Genomic DNA, 23,138 nt, shown 5'->3' with positions numbered 1-23,138 from the left:
TTCACCCACGCGGCGTCGCTGCGTCAGGGTTGCCCCCATTGCGCAATATTCCTCACTGCTGCCTCCCGTAGGAGTCTGGACCGTGTTCCAGTTCCAGTGTGGCTGGCCATCCTCTCAGACCAGCTACCCATCGTCGCCTTGGTAGGCCATTACCCCACCAACTAGCTAATGGGACGCAGGCTCATCCCCGGGCAGCAGCTTCCATGGAGAGGCCACCTTTGATCACCGGAATCGCTTCCGGGGATGTCATCCGGTATTAGCCCCGCTTTCGCGGAGTTATCCCGGACCCAGGGGTAGATTACCTACGCGTTACTCACCCGTGCGCCACTTTACTCTTCCACCCGAAGGCGGAATTTCTCGTGCGACTTGCATGTGTTAGGCACGCCGCCAGCGTTCGTTCTGAGCCAGGATCAAACCCTCCAGTTAAAAACTGGATCGAGGGCAGCCGAAGCCCCCTCGGAATTGATCTCGGGCCTGCACGTCGGTCACTATTCAGTTTTCAAAGATCGGGAAAAGAGTCCAGGGGCTAAAAGCCCTTTATACTCTATTTGCCCTGCCGGAATTTGTCAAGCCCCGCCCGGAGGCCGGGACCCGCCGGCAGGGTGGAGACACTAGCAACACCGGGCCGGCTCGTCAAGCCCCCCGGGGCGTCTCCCCCGCCCCTCGCGGCCCGGTCTATATAGCCGGATCGGCCCCGGATTGCAAGCCCCCGCCCGAATCCGCCTCCACCCGCTTTCGGTAACGGCAGCCCCGGGTCGGACACCGGACCACGCGCTCCCCGCCCTTGCCCACGGAAAGCCCCAGGACCCGCGTCCCGCAGAGGGGGCACGTCCCTGCCACCGGGGGGTCCCACATGGCGAAGCGGCAGGCCGGAAACCGGTTGCACCCGTAAAAATCCTTCCCCCGCCGGCTGCGGCGCTTGACCAGCTCGCCGTCACATCCCTCCTCGGGGCAGGCGACCCCGGTGGAGACCGGGCGGGTGAAATCGCAGTCCGGGTAGCCGGAGCAGGCCAGGAACTCCCCGAACCGCCCCTTCTTGAGCACCATGGGCCGGCCGCACTTGTCGCAGGTTCCCACGGCCTTGGCCTCGGGTCGGACGACCTGGATCCCCCCCCGCTCGTCCCGGGTGAAGTCGGCCGTGTTCCGGCAGTCGGGGTAGCCGGAGCAGGCCAGGAACTCCCCGCTCTTGCCGTACTTGATCACCATGGAGGCCCCGCATTTGTCGCAGACGAGGTCCGTGGCGATCCCCTCCCGCTTCACCGACCGCATCCGGCGGCGGGCCTCCGCCATGCGCTCGGAGAAGGGTCCGTAGAACCGGCGAAGCACGTCCAGCCAAGAGGTCTCCCCCTCCTCCACGCTGTCGAGGTCCCGTTCCATGGCCGCGGTGAAGCTCACGTCCATGATCTCCGGAAAGTGCTCGGTCAGGAGATCCGTCACCAGGAACCCGAGTTCCTCCGGGTAGAAGCGGCGGTTCTCCAGGCGGACGTACTCCTTGTCGCGGATGGTGGAGAGGATGGTGGCATAGGTGCTCGGCCGGCCGATACCCCGCTCCTCCAGGGCCTTGATGAGACTCGCCTCGGTGTAGCGGGGCGGCGGCTGGGTGAAGTGCTGGCGGGGATCGATGCCGCGCAGGGCGAGCCGCTCCCCCTCCCGGACCTCCGGAAGCCGTCGGTCTCCCTCCTCGCCGTCCTTGCCGTTGTCGTCCCGCGCCTCCGTGTAGAGCACGGTAAAGCCGGGGAAACGGACCACGCTCCCCGTGGCCCGGAGGAGATAGGGCCCGGCGGTGATGTCGACCCGGGTCTGGTCCAGGACGGCCGGGCTCATCTGGGAGGCCACGAACCGCTTCCAGATGAGCTCGTAGAGGGCGAGGGCGTCGCGGTCGAGGAAGGCTGCCATCTCGCGGGGCGTCCGGGCCACCGAGGTGGGCCGAATGGCCTCGTGGGCCCCCTGGGCCATCTTGCTCTGCCGGTAGACCGGGGGCTTGGGCGGGACGAAGTCCGTCCCGAACTCGCGCCCGATGTAGGACCGGGCCTCCGCGGCCGCCTCGGCGGCCACCCGGGTGGAATCGGTGCGCATGTAGGTGATGAGGCCCACCGGCCCCTCCACGCCGAGCTCCACCCCCTCGTAGAGGCGCTGGGCGAGCATCATGGTCTTGCGCGCGGGGTAGCGCAGCCGGCGGGCCGCCTCCTGCTGGAGGGTGCTGGTGATGAAGGGCGGCGGAGCGTGCTGCCGGCGTTCCTTCTTCTCGACCTTGGCCACCCGGTACTCGGCCTGCTCCAGCTCGGCGGCGATCCGCCGGGCCGTAGCCTCGTCGGGGACGCGGACCTTCTTCCCCTTTCGGGCCAAGAGACGGGCCTCGAAGGGCGGGGGGGCCGCCCCCTCCAGCCGGGCCGTGAGGGTCCAGTACTCCTCGGGCACGAAGGCCCGGATCTCCCGCTCCCGGTCGCAGATCATCCGGACGGCCACGGACTGTACCCGGCCGGCCGAGAGCCCGCGCCGGACCTTTTCCCAGAGGAGGGGCGAGATCTCGTACCCCACCAGCCGGTCCAGGATCCGCCGGGCCTGCTGCGACTCGAACCGCGCCCGGTTGAGTTCGCCGGGGTGGGCGAGGGCCTCCCGGACGGCCCGCTCCGTGAGCTCGTGGAACAGCACCCGGTGGAAGCGCAGCGGCCGCCGCCCCCGACGAAGCTCGTCGGCGATGTGCCAGGCGATGGCCTCGCCCTCCCGGTCGGGATCCGGGGCCAGGAAGACATCCTCCACCCGGGCCGCCGCGGCCTTGAGCTCCTTGAGCACGGGGCCCTTGCCCCGGACCGTCACGTACTCGGGGCGGAAGTCGTCGGCCACGTCCACCCCCAGCCGCTTGGGCGGCAGATCCTTCACGTGGCCCACCGAGGCCTTGATCTCGTAGTCGTCCCCCAGGAACCGCTTGAGCGTTCGGACCTTGGTGGGCGACTCCACCACGAGGAGTCCCTTCTTCGCCCGCCGCCCGCGTTCCGCCTTCTCCGTGGCGGCCTCGGCCGCCTTCCGTCTCGTCATGGGCCGTCTCTCACTTCCGCTGGTATCGCTGGCCGGGCAGCACCTGGACCAGGTCCTTCAGGGCCAGCTGGAGGAGGAGCCCGCTGGCCTGGGCCACGGGCAGGCCCGAGCGCCCGGCGAGATCGTCGAGGTGGAGGGGATAGGGTTCCAGCGCCTCGAAGAGGCGCCGCTCGGGCCCCTCCAGGGCCGGCGGCTCCCGGTCTTCTTCCCTTGTCGGCCCGGAGGCCGCGATCCCCAACTCCTCCAGGACGTCCGCCGCCCCCTCCACCAGCCGGGCCCCCTGCTTGATGAGCCAATGGGCCCCGCCGCTCTTGTAGGAAAAGACGCTCCCGGGCACGGCAAGGACCTCCCGGCCCTGCTCCAGGGCGCAGGCCGCCGTGATGAGCGACCCGCTCCTGCGGCTCGCCTCCACCACCACCACGGCCCGGGCAAGGCCGCTGATGATCCGGTTGCGGGGAGGGAAGTTCCGGGCGTCCGGGGGCGTGCCCGGGGGATACTCCGAGATCACGGCCCCGCCGGCCACCACCCGCTCGAGGAGCTCGGCGTTGCCGCGGGGATAGCAGACGTCCACCCCGCAGCCGAGGACCGCCACCGTCGGCCCGCCCCCGGCGAGCGCCCCCGTGTGGGCCGCGGTGTCGATGCCCCGGGCGAAGCCGGAGACCACGGTGAGGCCGGCGGCCGCCAGGTCCCGGCCAAGGGCCCCGGCCACCTTCCGGCCGTAGGAGGTGGCCTCCCGGGAGCCCACCACGGCCACCGCCCGCGCGCCGAGGACCGCCGCCGACCCGCGGCCGTAGAGGAGGCAGGGCGGATCGGGGATCTGCCGGAGGCAGTCGGGAAAGCCGGGCGACCCCGCCGGGAGGATCCATCCGCCCGCGGCATCGAGGGCCGCCAGGGCCCGGTCCACCGCCGCCGGGTCGGCCCCCCGGGCCACCGCCTCGGCCACCCCGGCCCGCAGCCCGGGGACCGCCCGGATCTCGGCCGCCGAGGCCGCAAGCACGGCCTCCGGCCCGCCAAAGTGGGCCAGGAGACGGCGCATGGAGGTCCGCCCCACACCGGGAACGAGGTGGAGCGCCACCCAGGCCCGGGCCCGTTCCTGTCCGTCTCGAATCTCCAAAAAGACTTCGGCCTCCTGCCGCCCCGCCGGCTGCCCCGGGGCGAAGGCCCTTTTTGTAGGATGCCCTGCCGGACCTGTCAAGCCGCGGGAGGAGGAGACCGGACACGCCACGGCGGCGCCGTGGTATATAGGGACAGGAGTCTCAGCACAGATGGACGACCACATCCGCCGGTTCCTCGACCACCTGCGCGCCGAGCGCCGCTGCTCCCCCAACACCGTGGCGGCCTACCGGCGGGACCTGGCCGAGTTCGCCGCCTTCGTCGGGCGGCCGTGCGACCCCCGCGACGTCCCCCCGCGACAGATCCGGGCCTGGCTGGCGGGGCTCGCCCGTCGCCGCGCCCGATCCACCCTGGCCCGGAAACTCGCCGCGCTCCGCAGCTTCTACCGCTTCCTCGGCCGGGCCGGCACGGGCGCCCCCAACCCGACCCTCCTCGTCCGGGCCCCGCGCGTGCCGAAGGGTCTCCCCGCCTGCCTCTCCGTGGACGAGGCCTTCGCCCTCCTGGACCGGCCGGGGGTGGAGGGCTTCGCGGCGGCCCGGGACCGGGCCATCCTGGAACTCCTCTACAGCGCGGGCATCCGGGTGAGCGAGCTGACGGGGCTCGACCTCCGGGACGTCTCCCTCGCGCCGGAGATGGTGCGGGTCCGGGGAAAGGGCGACAAGGAACGCGTGGTCCCCTACGGGGAAAAGGCCCGCCGGGCCTTGGAGGCCTACCTGCCGGAACGCGCGGCCGTCCTCGCCCGCCTGCGGCGGCCCGACGAGCCCGCCCTCTTCCTCAACCGCCGCGGCACCCGCCTCACTCGCCGCAGCGTGGCCCGGATGGTGGCGGCCCGGCGGCGGGAGTCGGGCCTCGCCGTCGAGGCCACCCCCCATACCTTCCGCCACAGCATGGCCACCCACCTGCTGGAATCCGGGGCGGATCTCCGGGCCATCCAGGAGCTGCTCGGTCACGCCAGCCTCGCCACCACCCAGAAGTACACCCACCTCGACGTCCAGCGGCTCATGGAGGCCTACGACCGGGCCCACCCCCGGGCCCACCGCGGCCCCGGAAAAAACGGGCAGGCCGCCGGCCGCGCCTTGCAATCCCCGGCGGGCGTGCCTATAGATGAACGCAGCGCCGACGACGACGAAACCTGATGGCCTCGTAAAAAGGCCCCTGAGGGAATCAGAATCGCCAGGTGCACGGCGCGACCACCGCGAAGAACGAGGCGTAGCCGGGGACTGCGGAGGGAGAAAGGGCTTGAATCCCGCTGGGTGATTCTCGCGACGCCATCGAGGAATGAGGCGTACTTGTTGGGTACGGCGCCATGACGAGAACATCCGAAGCACCACGGCGGCCCGCGCATTTTTGCAACGCCATCAAACCTGAACCCGCGATGCCGGGAGGCGCCCACGCCGCCCGCCGCACCGCCCCGTACCTCAAGGGAGAGACATGCAGAGACCCCCGACCCGCAGCACCACCGTCCTGGCCGTCCGGCACAAGGGGCGCCTGGCCATGGCGGGTGACGGCCAGGTGACCCTGGGCGAGACCGTGGTGAAGCACCAGGCCAGGAAGATCCGCCGCCTCCACCACGGCCGGGTGATCACCGGTTTCGCCGGGGCCACGGCCGACGCCTTCACCCTCTTCGCCCGGCTGGAGGAGAAGCTCGAACAGTACAAGGGCAACCTCGTCCGCGCCGCCGTGGAACTGGCCAAGGACTGGCGCACCGACAAGGTCCTGCGCCGGCTCGAGGCCCTCATGATCGCCGCCGACCGCGACACATCGCTCCTCATCTCCGGATCGGGGGACGTCATCGAGCCCGACGACGAGATCCTCGCCATCGGCTCCGGCGGCCCCTACGCCCTGGCGGCGGCCCGGGCGCTGGCCGCACACAGCGACCTGGCCGCCCCCGAGATCGCCGAGGCGGCGCTGCGGATCGCCGCCTCCATCTGCATCTACACCAACGACAACATCGTCCTCGAGACCCTCGAGGGCCCCGAAGGCAGCGAATGAAACCCCAGATCCCCGGCCCGGTCCTCCAGCCGCTGACGCCGCGCCAGATCGTGGCCGAACTCGACAAGTACATCATCGGCCAGCGGGAGGCCAAGAAATCCGTGGCCATCGCCCTCCGCAACCGCTGGCGCCGCCAGCAGGTCCCGCCCCCGCTCCGGGACGAGATCGCCCCCAAGAACATCATCATGATCGGCCCCACCGGCGTGGGGAAGACCGAGATCGCCCGGCGCCTGGCCCGCCTCTCCCAGTCCCCCTTCCTCAAGGTCGAGGCCACCAAGTTCACCGAGGTGGGCTACGTGGGACGCGACGTGGAATCCATGATCCGGGACCTCACCCACGTGGCGGTGGACATGGTGAAGTCCGAGGAAGAGGCCAAGGTGGAGAGCCGCGCCGCGGAGATGGCCGAATCCCAGCTCCTCGACCTGCTGCTGCCGGCCTCCGGCCCCCCGCCCGTGGAGGGCGCCGACGCCACCCGGGAGCGCTTCCGGGCCATGCTCCGGGAGGGCCGCCTCGAGGACCGGGAGGTGGAACTCGAGGTCTCCCAGCGCCCCACCTCCCCCATGGTGGAGGTCCTGGGAGTGGCGGGCATGGAAGAGATCCAGAGCAACCTCCAGGACATGCTCTCGAGTCTCTTCCCCGGCCGGCGAAAGCGGCGGAAGGTGAAGGTCTCCGAGGCCCGCAAGATCCTCGAACAGGAAGCGGCGGCCAAGCTCATCGACATGGAGAAGGTGACCGAGACGGCCATCGCCCGGGTGGAGCAGTCGGGCATCGTCTTCCTGGACGAGATCGACAAGGTGGCGGCCCGGGGCGGCGCCGCCGGCCCCGACGTCTCCCGCGAGGGGGTCCAACGGGATCTTCTCCCCATCGTGGAAGGCTGTGCCGTCCAGACCAAGTACGGCACCGTGCACACGGACCACATCCTCTTCATCGCCAGCGGGGCCTTCCATCTCGCGAAACCCTCCGACCTCCTCCCCGAGCTCCAGGGCCGGTTCCCGATCCGGGTGGAGCTCGACGCCCTCACCCGGGAAGACTTCGCCCGGATCCTCACCGAGCCCGAAAACGCCCTGGTCACCCAGTACCAGGCCCTGCTCGAGACCGAGGGGATCCGGCTCCGCTTCGATCCCGAGGCCATCGAGGAGATCGCCCGCATCGCCTTCGAGGTGAACGAGCACACCGAGAACATCGGGGCGCGGCGGCTCCACACGGTGATGGAGAAATTGTCGGAGGAGATCTCCTTCGAGGCACCCGACATCGGCCCGCAGGAGATCCGCATCACCGCCGCCTACGTCCGCGAGCGCCTGAGCGGCATCACCGGCGACGAAGACCTCAGCCGCTTCATCCTCTAGCGCGGGAGGCCGCATGGAAGGACTCTCCAAGGCCAAGATCCTGGTGGAGGCGCTGCCCTACATCCGGCAGTTCGCCGGCAAGACCGTGGTCATCAAGTACGGCGGCCACGCCATGGTGGACCCGGACCTCAAGCGGAACTTCGCCCTGGACGTCATCCTCATGAAGTACGTCGGGATCCACCCCGTGGTGGTCCACGGCGGCGGGCCCCAGATCAGCCGCATCATGGAGCGCATGGGGATCCGGCCCACCTTCGTGGAGGGCCAGCGGGTCACCGACGACGAAACCATGAGCGTGGTGGAGATGGTGCTGGTGGGCACGGTGAACAAAGAGATCGTGGGCCTCGTGAACCAGCACGGGGGGCGGGCCGTGGGGCTCTCCGGCCGGGACGGCGACCTCATCCAGGCCGAGCGGATGCAGATCTACAAGTACGCCGGCGACGAGCGCCCGCCGGAGATCCTCGACATCGGCCGGGTGGGCCGCGTCCACCGGGTCAACCCCCGGGTCCTCCAGGCCCTCGAGGGGGCCGGCTTCATCCCGGTGATCGCCCCCGTGGGGGTGGGCCCGGACGGCCAGGCCTACAACATCAACGCCGACCTCGTGGCCGGCGCCGTGGCCGGGGAACTCTCCGCGGCCAAGCTCATCCTCCTCACCGACGTGGAAGGGGTGCTCGACCCGGAAGGCCGCCTGGTCCCCACCATGACCGCCGCCGAGGTCCGCCGGGCCCTCGGGGACGGCACCGCCACGGGGGGCATGATCCCCAAGCTCAAGGCCTGCCTGAAGGCCCTGGACCGGGGGCTCGAAAAGGCCCACATCGTGGACGGCCGGACGGAGCACGCCATCCTCCTCGAGCTCTTCACCGACCGGGGGGTGGGCACCGAGATCGTCCCCGGCGGCTAGCCCCTCCCGCCCCGCCTCCCGGCCCGGCGGCATCCTCGACCTTGACAAAGCCCCGCCCCCGTGGTCATTGATTTCTTTCCCCCCGTGTCACCGGGTCCGCCCGGGATACGGGGCGGAGGATGCCATGGAAAAAGGCCGACACATCGCCGCCACCTACGACCGGTTCCCGGTGACCCTGGTCCGGGGCGAAGGATGCCGGGTCTTCGACGACCGCGGCCGCGCCTACGTGGACCTTGCCGCCGGGATCGCCGTCTGCGCCCTGGGCCACTGCCACCCGGCGGTGACCGCCGCCGTCCAGGTCCAGGCGGCCACCCTGGTCCACTGCTCCAACCTCTACTGGACGGAGCCGCAAGAGCGGGTGGCCGGGATCCTGGCCCGCCACTCCTTCGCCGACCGGGTCTTCTTCTCGAACTCGGGGGCGGAGTCCGTGGAGGCGGCCATCAAGCTGGCCCGGCGCTACGGCCACGACCGCCACGGGCCCGACCGGCACGAGATCGTCTGCCTCGAGGGCGCCTTTCACGGCCGGACGCTCGCCACCGTGGCGGCCACCGGCCAGGAGATCTACCGCCGGGGCTTCGAGCCCCTGCCCCCGGGCTTCCGCCACGTCCCGCCGGACGACCCGGCGGCCCTGGAACGGGCCGTGGGGCCCGAAACCGCCGCCGTGCTCCTGGAGCCCGTCCAGGGCGAGGGCGGGGTGCGCCCCCTCACGGACGAGTTCCTCGAGGCCGCCCGGGCCTGCTGCGATCGGCACGACGCCCTCCTCGTCTTCGACGAGGTCCAGGCCGGCATCGGCCGGACGGGCACCCTCTTCGCCTACGAGCAGACGCCCGTGGTGCCCGACGTCCTCTGCCTCGCCAAGGCCCTCGCCAACGGGTTCCCCATCGGGGCCACCCTGGCCCGCGACGAGGTGATGGCGCATCTGCCGCCCGGGAGTCATGCCTCCACCTTCGGCGGAAACCCCGTCTCCTGCGCCGCCGCCGCGGTGGTGCTCGAGACCGTCCTGGCGCCGGGCTTCCTGGAAGCGGTCCGGGAAAAGGGCGCCCGGCTGGAGACCGGCCTCCGCGACATCGCCGCCGCCCACCCCGGCCTCGTGCGGGAGGTCCGCGGCCGCGGCCTCATGCTCGCCATGGAATTCGAACGCCCCATGCCCGACCTCGCCCTGCGCCTGCTCGAAGCGGGGTACCTGGTGCTGCTCGGCCACCAGCGCATCCTCCGGCTGGTGCCGCCCCTGGTCATCGAGCCGGGGGACATCGACGGCTTCCTCGCCGCCCTCTCGGAGGTCCTCGCGCAGGGGGCCGCCCCGTGAACCCACGCAACCCCACGGACGACGCCATGAACCACGACCCCGCACCCCCCCGCCCCCGACACTACCTCGCAGTGGCGGACCTCGCCGAGGCCGAGATCCGGGCCCTCCTCGACCGGGCCCTGCGCCTCAAGGCCCTCCACCGGGCCGGCCGTCCCCACCGGCCGGCCGTGGGCCGGACCCTGGGGCTCCTCTTCGAAAAACCCTCCACCCGGACCCGGGTCTCCTTCGAGGCCGCCATGTTCCATCTGGGCGGCAACTGCTCCTTCCTCCCCGCCCGGGACCTCCAGCTGCGCCGGGGCGAGCCCCTGAAGGACACGGCCCGGGTGCTCTCCCGCTACGTGGACGTCCTGGCGGTCCGCACCTTCGGCCAGGAGATCGTGGAAGAGCTGGCGGCCTGGGCCTCCATACCGGTGATCAACGCCCTCACCGACCAGCACCACCCGTGCCAGGCCCTCTCCGACGTCATGACGGTGATGGAGGCGAAGGGGACCGCCCTCGAGGGTCTCAAGGTGGCGTGGCTCGGCGACGGGAACAACGTGGCCCACTCGTGGATCCAGGCCGCCGCGCGCCTGGGCTTCGCCCTGACCCTGGCCTGCCCCGAGGGCTACGCCCCCGACCCGGAGATCCTGGCCCGCGCCCAGGCGGAGGCCCGCGCCCCCATCCGGCTCACCACCGACCCCGCCGAGGCCCTGGAGGGGGCGGACGTGGTCAACACCGACGTCTGGGCCAGCATGGGCCAGGAGGCGGAGGCGGAGGAGCGCCGCCGGGTCTTCGCCCCCTACCAGGTAAACGCCGAGGCCCTGTCCCGCGCCAAGGCCGACGCCGTGGTCCTCCACTGCCTTCCCGCCCACCGGGGGGAGGAGATCACCGAGGAGGTCCTCGAGGGGCCCCGCTCGGTGGTGTGGGACCAGGCCGAGAACAAGATGCACCTCCACCGGGCCCTCCTCGAGTGGACCCTGGGGTTGCACCGGGAATCCCCCGAAGGAGTCTGACGTGAGCGCCTCCCCTCCCCTCCGCCCGAAGGTGGAAAAGATCGTGCTGGCCTACTCCGGCGGCCTCGACACGTCGGTCATCCTGAAGTGGCTCGCCGAGACCTACGAGTGCCCCGTGGTGGCCTACTCCGCCGACATCGGCCAGAAGGAGGACTGGGCCGCCGTGGAACGCAAGGCCTGGGAGACCGGCGCCGACGCCGTGGTCATCCGGGACCTCAAGGAGGAGTTCGTCCGGGACTTCGTCTTCCCCATGTTCCGGGCCAACGCCATCTACGAGGGAACCTACCTCCTCGGGACCTCCATCGCCCGGCCCATCATCGCCCGGGAACAGGTCCGAGTGGCCCGGGAGACCGGCGCCGACGCCGTCAGCCACGGGGCCACCGGCAAGGGGAACGACCAGGTCCGGTTCGAACTGGGGTACATGGCCCTGGCCCCGGACCTCAAGATCATCGCCCCCTGGCGGGAATGGGACCTCAACGCCCGGGAGCGGCTCATCGCCTACGCCGAGTCGCGGGGGATCCCGGTCCCCGTCACCCGGGCCAGGCCCTACAGCATGGACGCCAACCTGCTCCACATCAGCTACGAGGGGGGCATCCTGGAGGACCCGTGGGCGGAGCCCCCCGACGACATGTTCACCTGGACGGTGAACCCCGAGAAGGCCCCGGACCGGCCGGTCTACGTGGAGATCGACTTCGAGCGGGGCGACCCGGTGGCGGTGGACGGCGAGCGCCTCACCCCGGCGGCCCTCCTCGGCCGCCTCAACGACATCGGGGCGGCCCACGGGGTGGGCCGGGTGGACATCGTGGAAAACCGCTTCGTGGGGATGAAGTCCCGCGGTGTGTACGAGACCCCCGGCGGCACCCTGCTCCGCGCCGCCCACATGGCACTGGAGTCCATCACCCTCGACCGCGAGGTGATGCACATCCGGGAGGGCCTCGTCCCCCGCTACTCGGAACTCGTCTACAACGGCTTCTGGTTCTCCCCCGAGCGGGAGATGCTCCAGCGCCTGGTGGACGAGACCCAGGCGGACGTCACGGGCACCGTGCGCCTCAAGGTCTACAAGGGGACCTGCACCGTGGTGGGACGCAAAGCCGAGCGCTCTCTCTACCGGCCGGAGTTCGCCACCTTCGAGGCGGACGAGGTCTACCGCCAGGCCGACGCCGAGGGTTTCATCCGCCTCCAGGGCCTCCGGCTCAAGATCCGGTCCCTGGTACGGGGCGCCTGAGGAGGGCCGGCCATGGCCGACAAAGACGCGAAGACCGCCAAGCCCTGGGGCGGCCGCTTCCGCGAGGCCACCCACCGGAGCGTGGAGCGCTTCACCCAGTCGGTCCACTACGACCGGCGCCTGGCCCGCCACGACATCGCCGGCAGCCGGGCCCACGCCCGGATGCTCGCCCGGGTCGGCGTGATCTCCGAGGCCGAGGCGGCGGCCATCGTCCGGGGCCTGGACGAGATCCTGGCCGAGATCGAGGCCGAGACCTTCCAGTGGCGGCCCGATCTCGAAGACGTCCACATGAACATCGAGCGGGCCCTGGCGGAGCGGATCGGTGAGCCCGGGAAGAAGCTCCACACGGGCCGCAGCCGGAACGACCAGGTGGCCACCGACGTCCGGCTCTTCCTCCGGGAGGAGATCGACCGCCTCGACGGCCTCCTCCACGACCTCCAGTCGGCCCTCGTGGCCCAGGCCGAGGCCCATCCCGGCCTCGTCCTCCCGGGCTATACCCATCTCCAGCGGGCCCAGCCCGTGCTCTGGGCCCACCACATGCTGGCCTACTTCGAGATGTTCAAGCGGGACCGGGGCCGCCTGGCCGACTGCCGCCGCCGGGTGAACCTCTGCCCCCTCGGCAGCGCCGCCCTGGCCGGGACGGGTTTCCCCCTCGACCGGGAATCCGTGGCCCGGGAACTGGGCTTCGACGGCATCACCGCCAACAGCCTCGACGCCGTGGGCGACCGGGACTTCGTGGTGGAGTTCGAGGCCGCCGCCGCCCTGGTCATGGCGCACCTGTCGCGCCTTTCCGAGGAGCTGGTGCTCTGGGCCTCCGCCGAGTTCGGTTTCGTGGAGCTGCCCGACGGCTTCTGCACGGGATCGAGCATCATGCCCCAGAAGAAGAACCCCGACGTCCCGGAACTCGTCCGCGGCAAGACCGGCCGGGTCATCGGCCACCTCGCGGGGACCCTGGCCGTCCTGAAGGGACTGCCCCTGGCCTACAACCGGGACCTCCAGGAAGACAAGGAGGCCCTGTTCGACGTGGTGGACACCGTGGCCGACTCGGTGGAGGTCATGGCCGGGCTGGTGGCGCGCTTGGCGCCGCGGGAAGACCGGATGCGCGCCGCGCTCCGGGGCGGCTTCCTCACCGCCACGGACCTGGCCGACTACCTGGTGGGCAAGGGGCTCCCCTTCCGGGAGGCCCACGAGGTGGTGGGCCGCGCGGTGGCCGCCTGCCTGGACCAGGGCCGGGAGCTGGCGGACCTCTCCCTGGAGGAGCTCCGGGGCCTCTCCCCCGCGGTGGACGAGGACGTCTTCGAGGTCCTGACCCCGGAGGGCTCCGTGGCGGCGCGCCGCACCCCCGGGGGGACGGCGCCGGATCGCGTCGCCGAGGCGCTGGCCGAGGCCCGGGCCTGGCTCGGGCGAAGGGGATGAGACGGGGGCGGCGCCCGCCGCTCGCGGGGGTCCTCTTCGCCGCCCTGACGCTGGCCGGCTGCGGGCTCAAGGACCGGCCCGTCCCCCCCGGGACCCTGGCCCCGCGCCCGGTGACGGATCTCGCCGCGACGGCGGTGCCGGAGGGCCTCGAACTCACCTGGTCGCCGCCCACCCGGGACGTCCGCGGCCACGCCCTGCTCCACGTGGAGTCCTTCGATCTCTACCGGGCCGAGCTCCCGCCGGACGGCTGCGAGGGCTGCCCGCCCGCCTTCACGGCCCCCGTCTCCCTGCCCTACGGTCGCCGCCCGAGACCGGGGGACAAGGTTCGACACCTGGACCGGGACGTGGCCCCGGGACACCGTTACGTCTACGAGGTCCGGGTGGTGAAGGGTTGGCGGACGGCGAGCGCCCCGTCCAACCGGCTGGTGGCGGCCTGGCATCCGCCCCCGGGCCCGCCGGCGGGGTTGGCGGCCGAGCGCCGGGAGCGCCTCGTGCGCCTCTCCTGGCGCCGGCCGGAGCGGTGGGCCGACGGCCGGCCCATCGATCCCGGAACCCAGCTGGCCTACCTGGTGGAGCGCCGGGCCGAGGCGGAAGGTGCGTGGATCCGCCTCGCGGGGCCCCGACCCGGGACCGCCTTCCTCGACCGCGCCGTCCGCGCCGGGCGGGCCTATCGCTACCGGGTGCGGGCCGTCTTCACCTTCCAGGGCACCCCGGCGGTGGGACCGCCCTCCCCGGAGGCCGCGGCCGTGCCGGAGATCCGCCTTCCCTTGCCGGCGCCCCGGCGGTGAAGTAGATATGCCCCGTGGCCGCCCGGAACGGGCCGGGCGGCCACGGGGGGAGAAGACGCCGGCATGCACGACTTCCACTACCGAGGCGAGGAGCTCTACTGCGAGGAGGTCCCGGTGGCCCAAGTGGCCCGCCGGGTGGGGACCCCCTTCTACCTCTACAGCGCGCGGACCCTCGCCCGGCACGTCCGCGCCTTCCAGGAGGCCTTCGCCGCGCGGCCCCACCTCCTCTGCTTCGCCGTCAAGGCCAACGGGAACCTCGCCGTCCTCCACCTCCTCGGCCGCCTCGGGACCGGGGCCGACATCGTCTCGGGCGGCGAGCTCCACCGGGCGCTCATGGCCGGGATCCCGCCGGAGCGGATCGTCTACTCCGGGGTCGGCAAGACCGCCCGCGAGATCCGCCGGGCCCTCGAGGCCGGGATCCTCCTCTTCAACGTGGAATCGCTGCCCGAGCTCGATGCGATAGCGGCGGAGGCCCGCCGGGCCGGCCGAACCGCCCGGGTGGCCTTCCGCGTCAACCCCGACGTGGACCCGAAAACGCACCCCTACATCTCCACCGGCCTCGAGCGGAACAAGTTCGGGATCCCCATGGCCCAGGCCCGCGAGGCCTACGCCCGGGCCGCCCGGCTGCCGGGCATCGAGGTGGCGGGGGTGGACTGCCACATCGGATCGCAGCTGACGGAGCTGGCCCCCTTCGTGGACGCCCTCCGCCGGGTCAAGGCCCTGGTGGAGGAGCTGGCCGCCGATGGCCACGAGATCCGCTACCTGGACCTCGGCGGCGGGCTCGGCATCCCGTACCGGGACGAAGCCCCGCCCGCCCCCGCCGACTACGCCCGGGCCATCCTGGCCGAGCTCGAGGGCTGGCCCCAGACCCTCGTCCTCGAGCCGGGCCGGGCCATCGCCGGCAACGCGGGCATCCTCGTCACGCGCCTCCTCTACACCAAGGAGACGCCGCGGAAGCGCTTCCTGGTGGTGGACGCCGCCATGAACGATCTCGCCCGCCCGAGCCTCTACCAGGCCCACCACGAGATCCTGCCCGTGCGCCGGGCCGGGCCGCCCGTCGGCCCCGCCGACGTGGTGGGGCCCATCTGCGAGTCCGGGGACTTTCTCGCCCGCGACCGCGACCTGCCGAGGTTCCCCCGGCGGGCGCTCTTGGCGGTGATGAGCGCCGGGGCCTACGGGTTCACCATGTCCTCCAACTACAACGCCCGCCCCCGGGTGCCGGAGGTGCTGGTCCGCGGCGAGCGCTTCGCCGTGGTCCGGCGCCGGGAGACCCTGGCGCAGCTGGTGCGGGGGGAATCCATCCCCGGCTTCCTGGCGGAGTGAGGGGGAGCGACGCGCCCATGGGAGACACCATGAAGGACCTCGCCTTCCGGAAGATGCACGGCAGCGGCAACGACTTCATCCTGGTGGACAACCGGGAGGGGCGGGTGACGGCCGCGGCGGCCCCGGACCTCGCCCGCCGCCTCTGCCGTCGGAAATACGGCGTCGGCGCCGACGGGCTCATCCTCGTGGAACGGTCCGAGACGGCCGACTTCCGCTGGCGGTTCCTGAACGCCGACGGCAGCGAGGCCGAGATGTGCGGCAACGGCGGCCGCTGCGCCGCCCGGTTCGCCGTCTTGGAGGGCATCGCCGCCGAGGACCTGGTCTTCGAGACCCTGGCCGGCCGGGTCCGGGCCGAGGTTCGGGGCCGGCGGGTCAAGCTCCAGCTCCCCGACCCCACGGACCTCCGGGAAGACCTCGAGCTGGTGGTCCACGGGGAGCGCTTCACCCTCCAGTGCCTCAACACCAGCGTCCCCCACGCCGTCCTCTTCCTGGACGACGTGGAGACCGCGCCGGTCTACGAGTGGGGCCGAAGCATCCGCCACCACGAGGCCTTCGCCCCGGCGGGCACCAACGTGGACTTCGTCCAGGTGACGGGCCCCCGGGAACTCCACGTCCGGACCTACGAGCGGGGCGTGGAGGACGAGACCCTCGCCTGCGGCACCGGGGCGGTGGCCAGCGCCCTGCTCGCCGCCCTGGCGGGACGCGTGGAGCCGCCGGTCACCGTCCGGACCTGGGGCGGGGAAAACCTCGCCGTCCACTTCGAGCGCGAGGGGAAGGCCTTCCGGAACGTCTTCCTGGAAGGCGACGCCGTCTCGGTCTACGCGGGCCGACTCGACGAGGGCTGACCCGCGGGGGACCGGGCCTTGCCGATCGGCCCGGGAACATATAACCTACCGGTTTCAGAAAAACGCTCCGGCACGAGGCGGAGCCGAGGGGAGGTATCGTCATGGCGCGCGCCACCGCCGCCCGCAGGACCGGCACCACCAAGAAACAGCCCATCGAGGGGTCCATCGTCGCCATCGTGACCCCCTTCCGCGACGGCCGCCTGGACGAGGCCGCCTTCCGCGACCTCATCGAGTGGCACATCCGCTCCGGGACCCACTGCATCGTCCCCTGCGGCACCACCGGCGAGTCGGCCACCCTGAGCCACGAGGAGCACATGCGGGTGGTGGAACTGGCCGTGGAGACCGTCCGGGGACGGGTGCCGGTCATCGCCGGCACCGGCTCCAACTCCACCGAGGAGACCATCATGCTGACCCGTCACGCCAAGAAGGCGGGGGCGGACGCGGCATTGGTGATCACCCCCTACTACAACAAGCCCAGCCAGGAGGGGCTCGTCCGGCACTTCGAGGCGGTGGCCGAGGCCTGCCGCTTTCCCATGATCCTCTACAACGTCCCGGGCCGGACCGGGGTCAACATGTTGCCGGCCACGGTGGCCCGGTGCGCCCGGAACCGGTGGATCGTCGGGATCAAGGAGGCCACGGGGAACCTGCACCAGGTGGCGGACGTCATCCGTCTCTGCCCGAAGAACTTCATCGTCCTCTCCGGCGACGATTTCACGGCCTTCCCCACCATGGCCCTCGGGGGCCGAGGGGTCATCTCCGTGGCCGCCAACGTGATGCCCCGCCAGATGGCCGCCCTCATGAACGCGGCCCTCAAGGGCGACATGGCCAAGGCGCGCCGGCTGCACTTCCAGCTCTTCCCCCTCTTCGAGGCCCTCTTCTTCGAGACCAACCCCGTGCCCGCCAAGACGGCCCTGGCCCTCATGGGCCGCCTCCCGTCCGGGGAGGTCCGGCTGCCCCTGGCCCCCATGAGCGAGGCCAACGAGGGCCGCCTGCGGGACGTGCTGGCCGAGATGAAACTCGTCTGAGAAAGGGAGACCCATGGTAAAGGCCATCATCGCGGGTGTCGCCGGCCGGATGGGCGGGCGCATCCTCCACGCCATCCACGCCGACGACGGGATCTCGCTCGCCGCCGCCTTCGAACGCCCCGGCAGCCCGGCCGTCGGCGCCGACGCCGGAACGGTCTGCGGGCTGGCGCCCCTGGGCGTCACGGTCCGGGACCGTCTCGAGGACGTCATCGGTCTCGGCGACGTCATCATCGACTTCACCTTCCACGAGGCCACCATCGCCCATGCCCGCCTGGCCGCCGAGCACGCTCGGGCCATGGTCATCGGCACCACGGGGCTCACCCGGGACGAGATGGCGGAGCTGAAGGATCTCGCCGCCCGGTTCCCCTGCGTCCAGGCCCCCAACATGAGCGTGGGCGTCAACCTGCTCTACAAGCTGGTGGAAACCGCTGCCCGCGTCCTCGGCGACGACTACGACGTGGAGATCGTGGAAGCCCACCACCGGATGAAGAAGGACGCCCCCAGCGGAACGGCCCTCCAGCTTGCCCGGGTGGCCGCCGCCGCCCTGGACCGGGACCTGGAAGAAACCGGCGTCTACGCCCGCCATGGGATGATCGGCGAACGCACCCGGAAGGAGATCGGCATCCAGACCGTCCGGGCCGGAGACATCGTGGGCGAGCACACCGTGCTATTCGGGGGCATCGGCGAGCGGATCGAGCTGGTCCACCGGGCCTCGAGTCGGGACACCTTCGCCCGCGGGGCCGTCCGCGCGGCCAAGTGGGTGGTCTCCCGCCCCCCCGGCCTCTACGACATGCAGGACGTGCTCGGCCTCAAGGACTGATGGATGATGGCGTCGCAAAAGGCCCCTGGGTGGATGGCCAAGCAAAAATCGCCGAAAGCACGGCGCGGGGATGTCGAGGAATGAGGCGTACTTGAGCTGCGCCGCGATGACGAAAGCATCCGAAGCAACGCCGCCGCCCGTGCATCTTCGCGACGCCGTCACGAACCCCCTGGGATGACCCCGAGATCCACCCCTGGAGGCGCCCCTTGAAGATCGTCCGTTTCCGCCGGCCCTCCGGCGGCCCGCCCGGCTACGGCCGCATCGAGGGAGACCAGGTGGTCCCCCTGGCGGGGGACCCCTTCTCCGCCCCCGCCGACGGCGGCCCTCCGGTCCCCCTCGACGCCGTGACCCTGCTGGCCCCCTGCCGGCCCACCAAGATCGCGGCCGTGGGCCTGAACTACCGGGACCACGCCGAGGAACTCGGGATGGCGCTCCCCGACGAGCCCCTCCTCTTCCTGAAGCCCCCCTCGGCGGTGATCGGGCCCGGCGCGCCCATCGTGATCCCACCGGAGAGCCGGCGCGTGGACCACGAGGCGGAGCTCGCCGTGGTCATCGGCCGGCGGGCCCGGCGCGTCCCGCCTGAAGAGGCCGGGGCGTACATCCTCGGCTACACCTGCCTCAACGACGTCACCGCCCGGGACCTGCAACACCGGGACGTCCAGTTCACCCGGGCCAAGGGCTTCGACACCTTCTGCCCCCTGGGCCCGCATATCGAGACCGATCTCGACCCCTCCGACCTCGCGGTGGAATGCCGGGTGAACGGAGAGCGCCGCCAGGCCTCCCGGACACGCCACCTGATCCATGCCGTCCCGGAACTCGTGGCCTTCATCTCCGGGATCATGACCCTCGAGCCCGGCGACGTGATCGCCACCGGGACCCCGAGCGGCATCGGCCCGATCTCCCCCGGCGACCGGGTGGCCGTCCGGGTCGAGGGCATCGGGACCCTGGAAAACCCCGTGGCCGCCCCCGCGGCCCCTTGAACTCCGCCATCGAGGTGCAACCCATGGATATCCGCCCATCCGCCCGTCTCGCCCAGCTCCCCCCCTACCTCTTCGTGGAACTCGACCGCCTCAAGGCCGAGGCCGTGGCCCGGGGGGTGGACGTCATCGACCTCGGCATCGGGGACCCGGATCTCCCCACGCCCCGGTTCATCGTGGAACGCCTGGCCGCAGCGGCGGCCGACCCGGCCACCCACCGCTACCCCTCCTCCGCCGGTTCCGCGGCCTTCCGCGCGGCGGCCGCCGCCTGGATGGAACGGCGGTTCGGGGTCCGCCTGGACCCGGAGCGCGAGGTCACCGCCCTCATCGGTTCCAAGGAAGGGATCGCCCACTTTCCCCTGGCCTTCCTCGACCCCGGCGAGGTGGTCCTGGTCCCCACCCCGGGCTACCCCGTCTACCACATCGGGACCCTGTTCGCGGGGGGCGAGACGTACGAGCTCCCCCTGGTGGCGGGAAACGCCTTCCTGCCCGACCTCGACGCCGTGCCGGCCGACGTCCGCCGCCGCGCGCGGATCCTCTGGCTCAACTACCCGAACAACCCCACCGGGGCAGTGGCCCCGCCGGAGTTCTTCGAGCGGGTGGTGGCCTTCGCCCGGGCCAACGACATCATCGTCTGCCACGACGCCGCCTACACCGAGATGACCTACGACGGGTACCGGGCCCCGAGCTTCCTCGAGACGCCCGGCGCCCGCGAGGTGGGGATCGAGTTCCACTCCCTCTCGAAGACCTACAACATGACGGGCTGGCGGATCGGCTTCGCCGCCGGCCACCCGGACCTCGTGGCCGGCCTGCGGGCGGTGAAGTCCAACGTGGATTCCGGCCAGTTCGACGCCGTCCAGGCCGCCGCCGTGGCCGCCCTGGAGAGCGACCAGTCCTCCGTGCGGGACAACGCCGCCGTCTACGCCGAACGCCGGGACACCCTGGTGGAAGGACTCCGCCGGATCGGCATCGAGGCCCCCCTCCCCAAGGCCACCTTCTACGTCTGGGCCCGGGTGCCCGGGGAAGAAACCTCCGCCGGGTTCGCCCGCCGGCTGCTGGAAGAGGCCGGGGTGGTGGCCACCCCCGGAAACGGCTTCGGGGCCCCGGGCGAGGGCTACGTTCGGATGGCCCTCACCGTTGCACGGGAGCGGCTGGCCGAGGCCGTGGAACGGATCCGGAAGATCCTGTAGGATCCGGGAGGCGGCCCGTGTCCTCCCCCGGCCATGCGGACGCGGCCGCCGCGCCGCCCCCCCGGCGAGCCTTCGTGGGGCTCGGCGCCAACATCGGCGACCGCCGGGCCAACATCCAGGCGGCGATCCGGCGCCTCCACCGGCCGCCGGACATACGGGTCCTGCGCTGCTCCGGCCTCTACGAGACCGAGCCCGTGGACATGGCCACCCCCCACTGGTTCCTGAACGGGGTGGCGGAGATCCGGACCCGCCTCTCCCCGGAGGCGTTGCTGGAGGTCCTCATGGCGGTGGAACGGGAACTGGGACGGAACCGCGCCCTCGGCGGCGACCGCCCCCTGGACCTCGACCTCCTCTACCTGGAGGGGGTGCATCTGCGCCGGCCCGGGCTCCAGGTCCCCCATCCCCGCCTGGCCGAGCGACGCTTCGTCCTCACCCCGTGGGCCGAGCTCGCACCCGGCCTCCGGCTCCGGGCGTGGTCGGCCACCGTGGGGGAACTGCTCGCCGCCCTCCCCCCCGGTGGGCCGGTGGTCCGGCCCGCCCACCCCGCCCCGGAGGTCCCATGAGGTTCCTGCTTTTCCTGGCACTGCTCTTCGGGATCTACTACGTGGCCAAGGCCCTCTTCGGCGGGATCTCCGGCGGCGGCCGCGCCCGCCGCCGGGCGGGGCCCCGGCCCGGCGGCAACCCGCCGCCCATCACCGACGAGCTGGTCCGGGACCCGGTCTGCGGCGTCTACGTGCCCCGCCGCGACGCCCTGCGCCTCGAGCGGCAGGGCCGAACCTACCACTTCTGCAGCCGGGAATGCCGGCGGCGGTTCCGGGAGCGATCCGGGGCGGACGATCAGGGCTGAGGCGCCGGCGCCCTCAGGCCCGGCGCCCGGACCACCGGTCGAGGATGGCCCCCACGAGCTCCGTGGTGGCCACCATGTCCGAAAGCCGGATGGACTCGGCCGTGGTGTGGACATCCGCCATCCCGATGCCCAGGATGACCGTGGAGAGCCCCTTGCCGCAGAGGACGTTGGCGTCGCTGCCGCCGCCCGTCCGGTGGAGCCGGAGGGGGCGGCCGAGCCCCGCGGCCGCCTCGAGGGCCGTCCGGACCACCGGGGCGTCCTCCGGGACGTGGAGCAGGGGATAGTCGTCGCGGACCTCGGTCTGCACCCGGGGAAGCGGGGGATCCGCCCCCGGCGGCGCGGGCCGCGCCCCGGCCTCCAGGACCGGCCCATGGAAGGCGGCCAGGACGGCATCCTGGACCTCGCGGAGGCGGGCCGGGTCGTGGCTCCGGACCTCCCCCTCGATCACCACCTCCTCGGGCACGATGTTGGTGGCGGCGCCGCCCCGGATGACGCCCACGTTGGCCGTGGTCTCCGGGTCGATCCGGCCCGTCGGGACCCGGACGAGGGCCTCGGCGGCGACCCGGATGGCGTTGATCCCCGCCTCCGGGTTGAGGCCGGCGTGGGCGGAGCGGCCCAGGACGCGGGCCGTGTAGCGGATGGCGGCCGGGGCGCGGTTGATGAGGAGGTCGGTGTCGGTGGAATCGAGGGCATAGCCGGCACGGGCCCGGAGCAGCTCCGGGTCCAGGGCCTTGGCGCCCAGGAGCCCGATCTCCTCGCACACCGTGAAGAGAAACTCCACGGGGGGATGGGGTGCCCCCCGTTCCCGGAGGCACCGAACGGCCTCCGCCAGGCAAGCCACCGCCGCCTTGTCGTCGGCGCCGAGCACCGTGGTGCCGTCGCTCCGGAAGACACCGTCCTCGAAGCGGACGCGCACCCCCCGGCCGGGCTCCACGGTGTCGAGGTGGGCGCAGAAGAAGGGCGGCGGCACGGAAAGCGCCCCGGGGACCCGGACCACGAGGTTGCCGCTCTGGGAGCCGGTGGCGGACCGGGTCTCGTCTTCCTCCACCTCCGCCCCCAACGCCTCGAAGGTCCGGCGCACCAGGGCCGCCACGGCCCCTTCCTCCCGGGAGGGACTGTCCACCGAGACGAGCTCGGTGAAGGTCCGGGCGAGGCGGTCCGGGTCGACCCGGAGGGGACGGCTGGCCGGGGCCGAGTCCATGCGACTACTCCACGCCCAAGAGGGACAACAGGGTGGACTCCGCGGCGAGCCTCGCCCCCACGTACTCCGCGTGGTAGGCCTTGTTGTCCTCTGGCGAAAGGTATCCCAACTCCACCAGGATCTGCCCCGGGGTGGCGGCGAGGCGCTCCTGGACGGCCATGGCCTCGGCCACCTGGCCGGGCTTGAGGAGGCCGAGGTCCACGGCGGTGTCGCCGAAGCGAAGCTTGCGCTCCTTCATCTCCCGGAGGACGCGGATGAGGTCGCGCCACTCGAGGAAGCCCCGGCAGAGGGCGATGGTCCCGATGTGGAGGTCGAGGTCCTTCTGGATGAGCCGGGCCTCCCGGGCCTGGTCTTCGGAGATGGCCTTCCGATCCACGAGGTAACGAAGGTATCCCTTCGGCCGAAGATCCGGTCGCTCCCCGACGAGGAGCGCCTCGAAGATCCGCCGGACCCCATCGACCCGGCAGGCCTCGTTGTGAAAGTCGCCGCAGGCCCCGCACACATCCCGCACGAGGACGGCGAAGGCGGCCTCCACCGCGGACCGGTCGCCGGGGGCCAGCTCCGGCAGCCGCGGAAGATCCGGAAGCGCCTCCGCCGCCTGCCAGACGTCGCACCCGTTCCGGTAGAAACGCGCCAGCTCCCGCTCGGCCATCCCGAGCAGTCGGAAGGCCTCGTCCCGGCGGCCCTCCGCCGCCCCCTCCGCCACCAGCCCATGGATCCCCTTCCAGGCCTTGAAGACGTCCCTATGCGAGATGCGGATCATACCGACCTCCAGGCGGCACGGTCTCGGGCCCTCGG

At 72.0% G+C, this 23,138-nt stretch carries 21 protein-coding genes and 1 rRNA gene (1 of these 22 only partly in view); 17 read left to right on the top strand and 5 right to left on the bottom strand.

Features of this window, described 5'->3' with window-relative positions; all coding sequences use genetic code 11:
* The 3 genes from HCU62_RS01450 to dprA all read right to left on the bottom strand — a co-directional run.
* A 16S ribosomal RNA gene (locus HCU62_RS01450) occupies window positions 1-426 on the bottom strand; it reaches 1,144 nt to the left of the window's first position.
* A 249-nt stretch (window positions 427-675) separates the two neighbouring features.
* Entirely contained in the window at window positions 676-3,036 is a 2,361-nt protein-coding gene (gene topA / locus HCU62_RS01445) for a type I DNA topoisomerase (protein ID WP_163298013.1), read from the bottom strand.
* A gap of 10 nt (window positions 3,037-3,046) precedes the next feature.
* Window positions 3,047-4,150: a DNA-processing protein DprA gene (gene dprA / locus HCU62_RS01440; RefSeq protein WP_246325168.1), complete on the bottom strand. Its 1,104-nt coding sequence runs from the start codon at window positions 4,148-4,150 to the stop codon at window positions 3,047-3,049.
* 151 nt (window positions 4,151-4,301) lie between these two features.
* On the opposite strand from dprA, the gene xerC reads away from it, so the two are divergent.
* The 17 genes from xerC to HCU62_RS01355 all read left to right on the top strand — a co-directional run bounded on the left by xerC (window position 4,302) and on the right by HCU62_RS01355 (window position 21,139).
* Window positions 4,302-5,285, top strand: coding sequence for a tyrosine recombinase XerC (xerC, locus tag HCU62_RS01435; RefSeq protein ID WP_163298014.1), 984 nt, complete (start codon window positions 4,302-4,304; stop codon window positions 5,283-5,285).
* Window positions 5,286-5,580: 295 nt separating this feature from the next.
* Entirely contained in the window at window positions 5,581-6,141 is a 561-nt protein-coding gene (gene hslV, locus HCU62_RS01430) for an ATP-dependent protease subunit HslV (RefSeq protein WP_163298015.1), read from the top strand.
* Window positions 6,138-7,487, top strand: coding sequence for an ATP-dependent protease ATPase subunit HslU (gene hslU, locus HCU62_RS01425; RefSeq protein ID WP_163298016.1), 1,350 nt, complete (start codon window positions 6,138-6,140; stop codon window positions 7,485-7,487). Before hslV ends, hslU begins: the two co-directional genes overlap by 4 nt.
* Window positions 7,488-7,500: 13 nt before the next feature.
* Window positions 7,501-8,385 carry an acetylglutamate kinase gene (argB, locus tag HCU62_RS01420; protein ID WP_163298017.1) on the top strand — a complete coding sequence of 295 codons (885 nt, stop codon included), beginning with the start codon at window positions 7,501-7,503 and terminating at the stop codon, window positions 8,383-8,385.
* A 124-nt stretch (window positions 8,386-8,509) separates the two neighbouring features.
* Complete coding sequence (locus tag HCU62_RS01415; protein WP_163299985.1) at window positions 8,510-9,691, top strand: aspartate aminotransferase family protein; 1,182 nt, start codon at window positions 8,510-8,512, stop codon at window positions 9,689-9,691.
* Between the two features lie 26 nt (window positions 9,692-9,717).
* Window positions 9,718-10,683, top strand: coding sequence for an ornithine carbamoyltransferase (gene argF, locus HCU62_RS01410; protein ID WP_169755430.1), 966 nt, complete (start codon window positions 9,718-9,720; stop codon window positions 10,681-10,683).
* A 1-nt stretch (window position 10,684) separates the two neighbouring features.
* The gene (locus HCU62_RS01405; protein ID WP_163298883.1) at window positions 10,685-11,908 is read left to right on the top strand and encodes an argininosuccinate synthase; all 1,224 of its coding nucleotides are present in this window, start codon (window positions 10,685-10,687) and stop codon (window positions 11,906-11,908) included.
* Window positions 11,909-11,920: 12 nt separating this feature from the next.
* A complete protein-coding gene (gene argH / locus HCU62_RS01400) occupies window positions 11,921-13,324 on the top strand; it encodes an argininosuccinate lyase (RefSeq protein ID WP_163298884.1) in 1,404 nt (467 codons plus the stop codon).
* Window positions 13,321-14,112 (top strand): fibronectin type III domain-containing protein, encoded by a 792-nt coding sequence (locus HCU62_RS01395; RefSeq protein ID WP_169755360.1) that lies wholly within the window; start codon window positions 13,321-13,323, stop codon window positions 14,110-14,112. Before argH ends, HCU62_RS01395 begins: the two co-directional genes overlap by 4 nt.
* Before the next feature lie 63 nt (window positions 14,113-14,175).
* Window positions 14,176-15,435 carry a diaminopimelate decarboxylase gene (gene lysA / locus HCU62_RS01390; RefSeq protein ID WP_163298886.1) on the top strand — a complete coding sequence of 420 codons (1,260 nt, stop codon included), beginning with the start codon at window positions 14,176-14,178 and terminating at the stop codon, window positions 15,433-15,435.
* A gap of 17 nt (window positions 15,436-15,452) precedes the next feature.
* A complete protein-coding gene (gene dapF / locus HCU62_RS01385) occupies window positions 15,453-16,280 on the top strand; it encodes a diaminopimelate epimerase (protein WP_246325167.1) in 828 nt (275 codons plus the stop codon).
* Between the two features lie 101 nt (window positions 16,281-16,381).
* Window positions 16,382-17,305 (top strand): 4-hydroxy-tetrahydrodipicolinate synthase, encoded by a 924-nt coding sequence (gene dapA, locus HCU62_RS01380; protein WP_163298887.1) that lies wholly within the window; start codon window positions 16,382-16,384, stop codon window positions 17,303-17,305.
* A 13-nt stretch (window positions 17,306-17,318) separates the two neighbouring features.
* The gene (gene dapB, locus HCU62_RS01375; RefSeq protein WP_163298888.1) at window positions 17,319-18,125 is read left to right on the top strand and encodes a 4-hydroxy-tetrahydrodipicolinate reductase; all 807 of its coding nucleotides are present in this window, start codon (window positions 17,319-17,321) and stop codon (window positions 18,123-18,125) included.
* 206 nt (window positions 18,126-18,331) lie between these two features.
* Window positions 18,332-19,105 carry a fumarylacetoacetate hydrolase family protein gene (locus HCU62_RS01370; RefSeq protein WP_163298889.1) on the top strand — a complete coding sequence of 258 codons (774 nt, stop codon included), beginning with the start codon at window positions 18,332-18,334 and terminating at the stop codon, window positions 19,103-19,105.
* A 23-nt stretch (window positions 19,106-19,128) separates the two neighbouring features.
* Entirely contained in the window at window positions 19,129-20,292 is a 1,164-nt protein-coding gene (locus tag HCU62_RS01365) for an LL-diaminopimelate aminotransferase (protein WP_163298890.1), read from the top strand.
* Between the two features lie 17 nt (window positions 20,293-20,309).
* Entirely contained in the window at window positions 20,310-20,855 is a 546-nt protein-coding gene (gene folK / locus HCU62_RS01360; RefSeq protein ID WP_169755359.1) for a 2-amino-4-hydroxy-6-hydroxymethyldihydropteridine diphosphokinase, read from the top strand.
* Window positions 20,852-21,139: a YHS domain-containing protein gene (locus HCU62_RS01355; protein ID WP_163299535.1), complete on the top strand. Its 288-nt coding sequence runs from the start codon at window positions 20,852-20,854 to the stop codon at window positions 21,137-21,139. The genes folK and HCU62_RS01355 overlap by 4 nt, the downstream gene beginning before the upstream one ends.
* A 13-nt stretch (window positions 21,140-21,152) precedes the next feature.
* On the opposite strand, the gene HCU62_RS01350 is transcribed toward HCU62_RS01355, so the two are convergent.
* Window positions 21,153-22,340, bottom strand: coding sequence for a M20/M25/M40 family metallo-hydrolase (locus HCU62_RS01350; protein WP_163299537.1), 1,188 nt, complete (start codon window positions 22,338-22,340; stop codon window positions 21,153-21,155).
* A gap of 4 nt (window positions 22,341-22,344) precedes the next feature.
* Window positions 22,345-23,103 (bottom strand): hypothetical protein, encoded by a 759-nt coding sequence (locus tag HCU62_RS01345; protein WP_163299539.1) that lies wholly within the window; start codon window positions 23,101-23,103, stop codon window positions 22,345-22,347.
* Between the last annotated feature and the right edge of the window lie 35 nt (window positions 23,104-23,138).

It is taken from the genome of Dissulfurirhabdus thermomarina (assembly GCF_012979235.1).
In the GTDB taxonomy this organism is placed as follows: Bacteria; Desulfobacterota; Dissulfuribacteria; order Dissulfuribacterales; family Dissulfurirhabdaceae; genus Dissulfurirhabdus; species Dissulfurirhabdus thermomarina.
The sequence above is the reverse complement of the archived record's forward strand: the minus strand, read 5'-3'. Positions and strand labels throughout refer to the sequence as shown.

Bases quoted from the DNA above. Each gene is read 5' to 3' on its own strand.
- HCU62_RS01355 (WP_163299535.1), top strand. From the start codon at position 20,852: ATGAGGTTCCTGCTTTTCCTGGCACTGCTCTTCGGGATCTACTACGTG.
- HCU62_RS01415 (WP_163299985.1), top strand. From the start codon at position 8,510: ATGGAAAAAGGCCGACACATCGCCGCCACCTACGACCGGTTCCCGGTG.
- dapF (WP_246325167.1), top strand. From the start codon at position 15,453: ATGGGAGACACCATGAAGGACCTCGCCTTCCGGAAGATGCACGGCAGC.
- argH (WP_163298884.1), top strand. From the start codon at position 11,921: ATGGCCGACAAAGACGCGAAGACCGCCAAGCCCTGGGGCGGCCGCTTC.
- lysA (WP_163298886.1), top strand. From the start codon at position 14,176: ATGCACGACTTCCACTACCGAGGCGAGGAGCTCTACTGCGAGGAGGTC.
- HCU62_RS01395 (WP_169755360.1), top strand. From the start codon at position 13,321: ATGAGACGGGGGCGGCGCCCGCCGCTCGCGGGGGTCCTCTTCGCCGCC.
- xerC (WP_163298014.1), top strand. From the start codon at position 4,302: ATGGACGACCACATCCGCCGGTTCCTCGACCACCTGCGCGCCGAGCGC.
- hslU (WP_163298016.1), top strand. From the start codon at position 6,138: ATGAAACCCCAGATCCCCGGCCCGGTCCTCCAGCCGCTGACGCCGCGC.
- HCU62_RS01365 (WP_163298890.1), top strand. From the start codon at position 19,129: ATGGATATCCGCCCATCCGCCCGTCTCGCCCAGCTCCCCCCCTACCTC.
- HCU62_RS01350 (WP_163299537.1), bottom strand. From the start codon at position 22,340: ATGGACTCGGCCCCGGCCAGCCGTCCCCTCCGGGTCGACCCGGACCGC.
- dapA (WP_163298887.1), top strand. From the start codon at position 16,382: ATGGCGCGCGCCACCGCCGCCCGCAGGACCGGCACCACCAAGAAACAG.
- topA (WP_163298013.1), bottom strand. From the start codon at position 3,036: ATGACGAGACGGAAGGCGGCCGAGGCCGCCACGGAGAAGGCGGAACGC.
- hslV (WP_163298015.1), top strand. From the start codon at position 5,581: ATGCAGAGACCCCCGACCCGCAGCACCACCGTCCTGGCCGTCCGGCAC.
- argF (WP_169755430.1), top strand. From the start codon at position 9,718: ATGAACCACGACCCCGCACCCCCCCGCCCCCGACACTACCTCGCAGTG.
- HCU62_RS01345 (WP_163299539.1), bottom strand. From the start codon at position 23,103: ATGATCCGCATCTCGCATAGGGACGTCTTCAAGGCCTGGAAGGGGATC.
- dapB (WP_163298888.1), top strand. From the start codon at position 17,319: ATGGTAAAGGCCATCATCGCGGGTGTCGCCGGCCGGATGGGCGGGCGC.
- argB (WP_163298017.1), top strand. From the start codon at position 7,501: ATGGAAGGACTCTCCAAGGCCAAGATCCTGGTGGAGGCGCTGCCCTAC.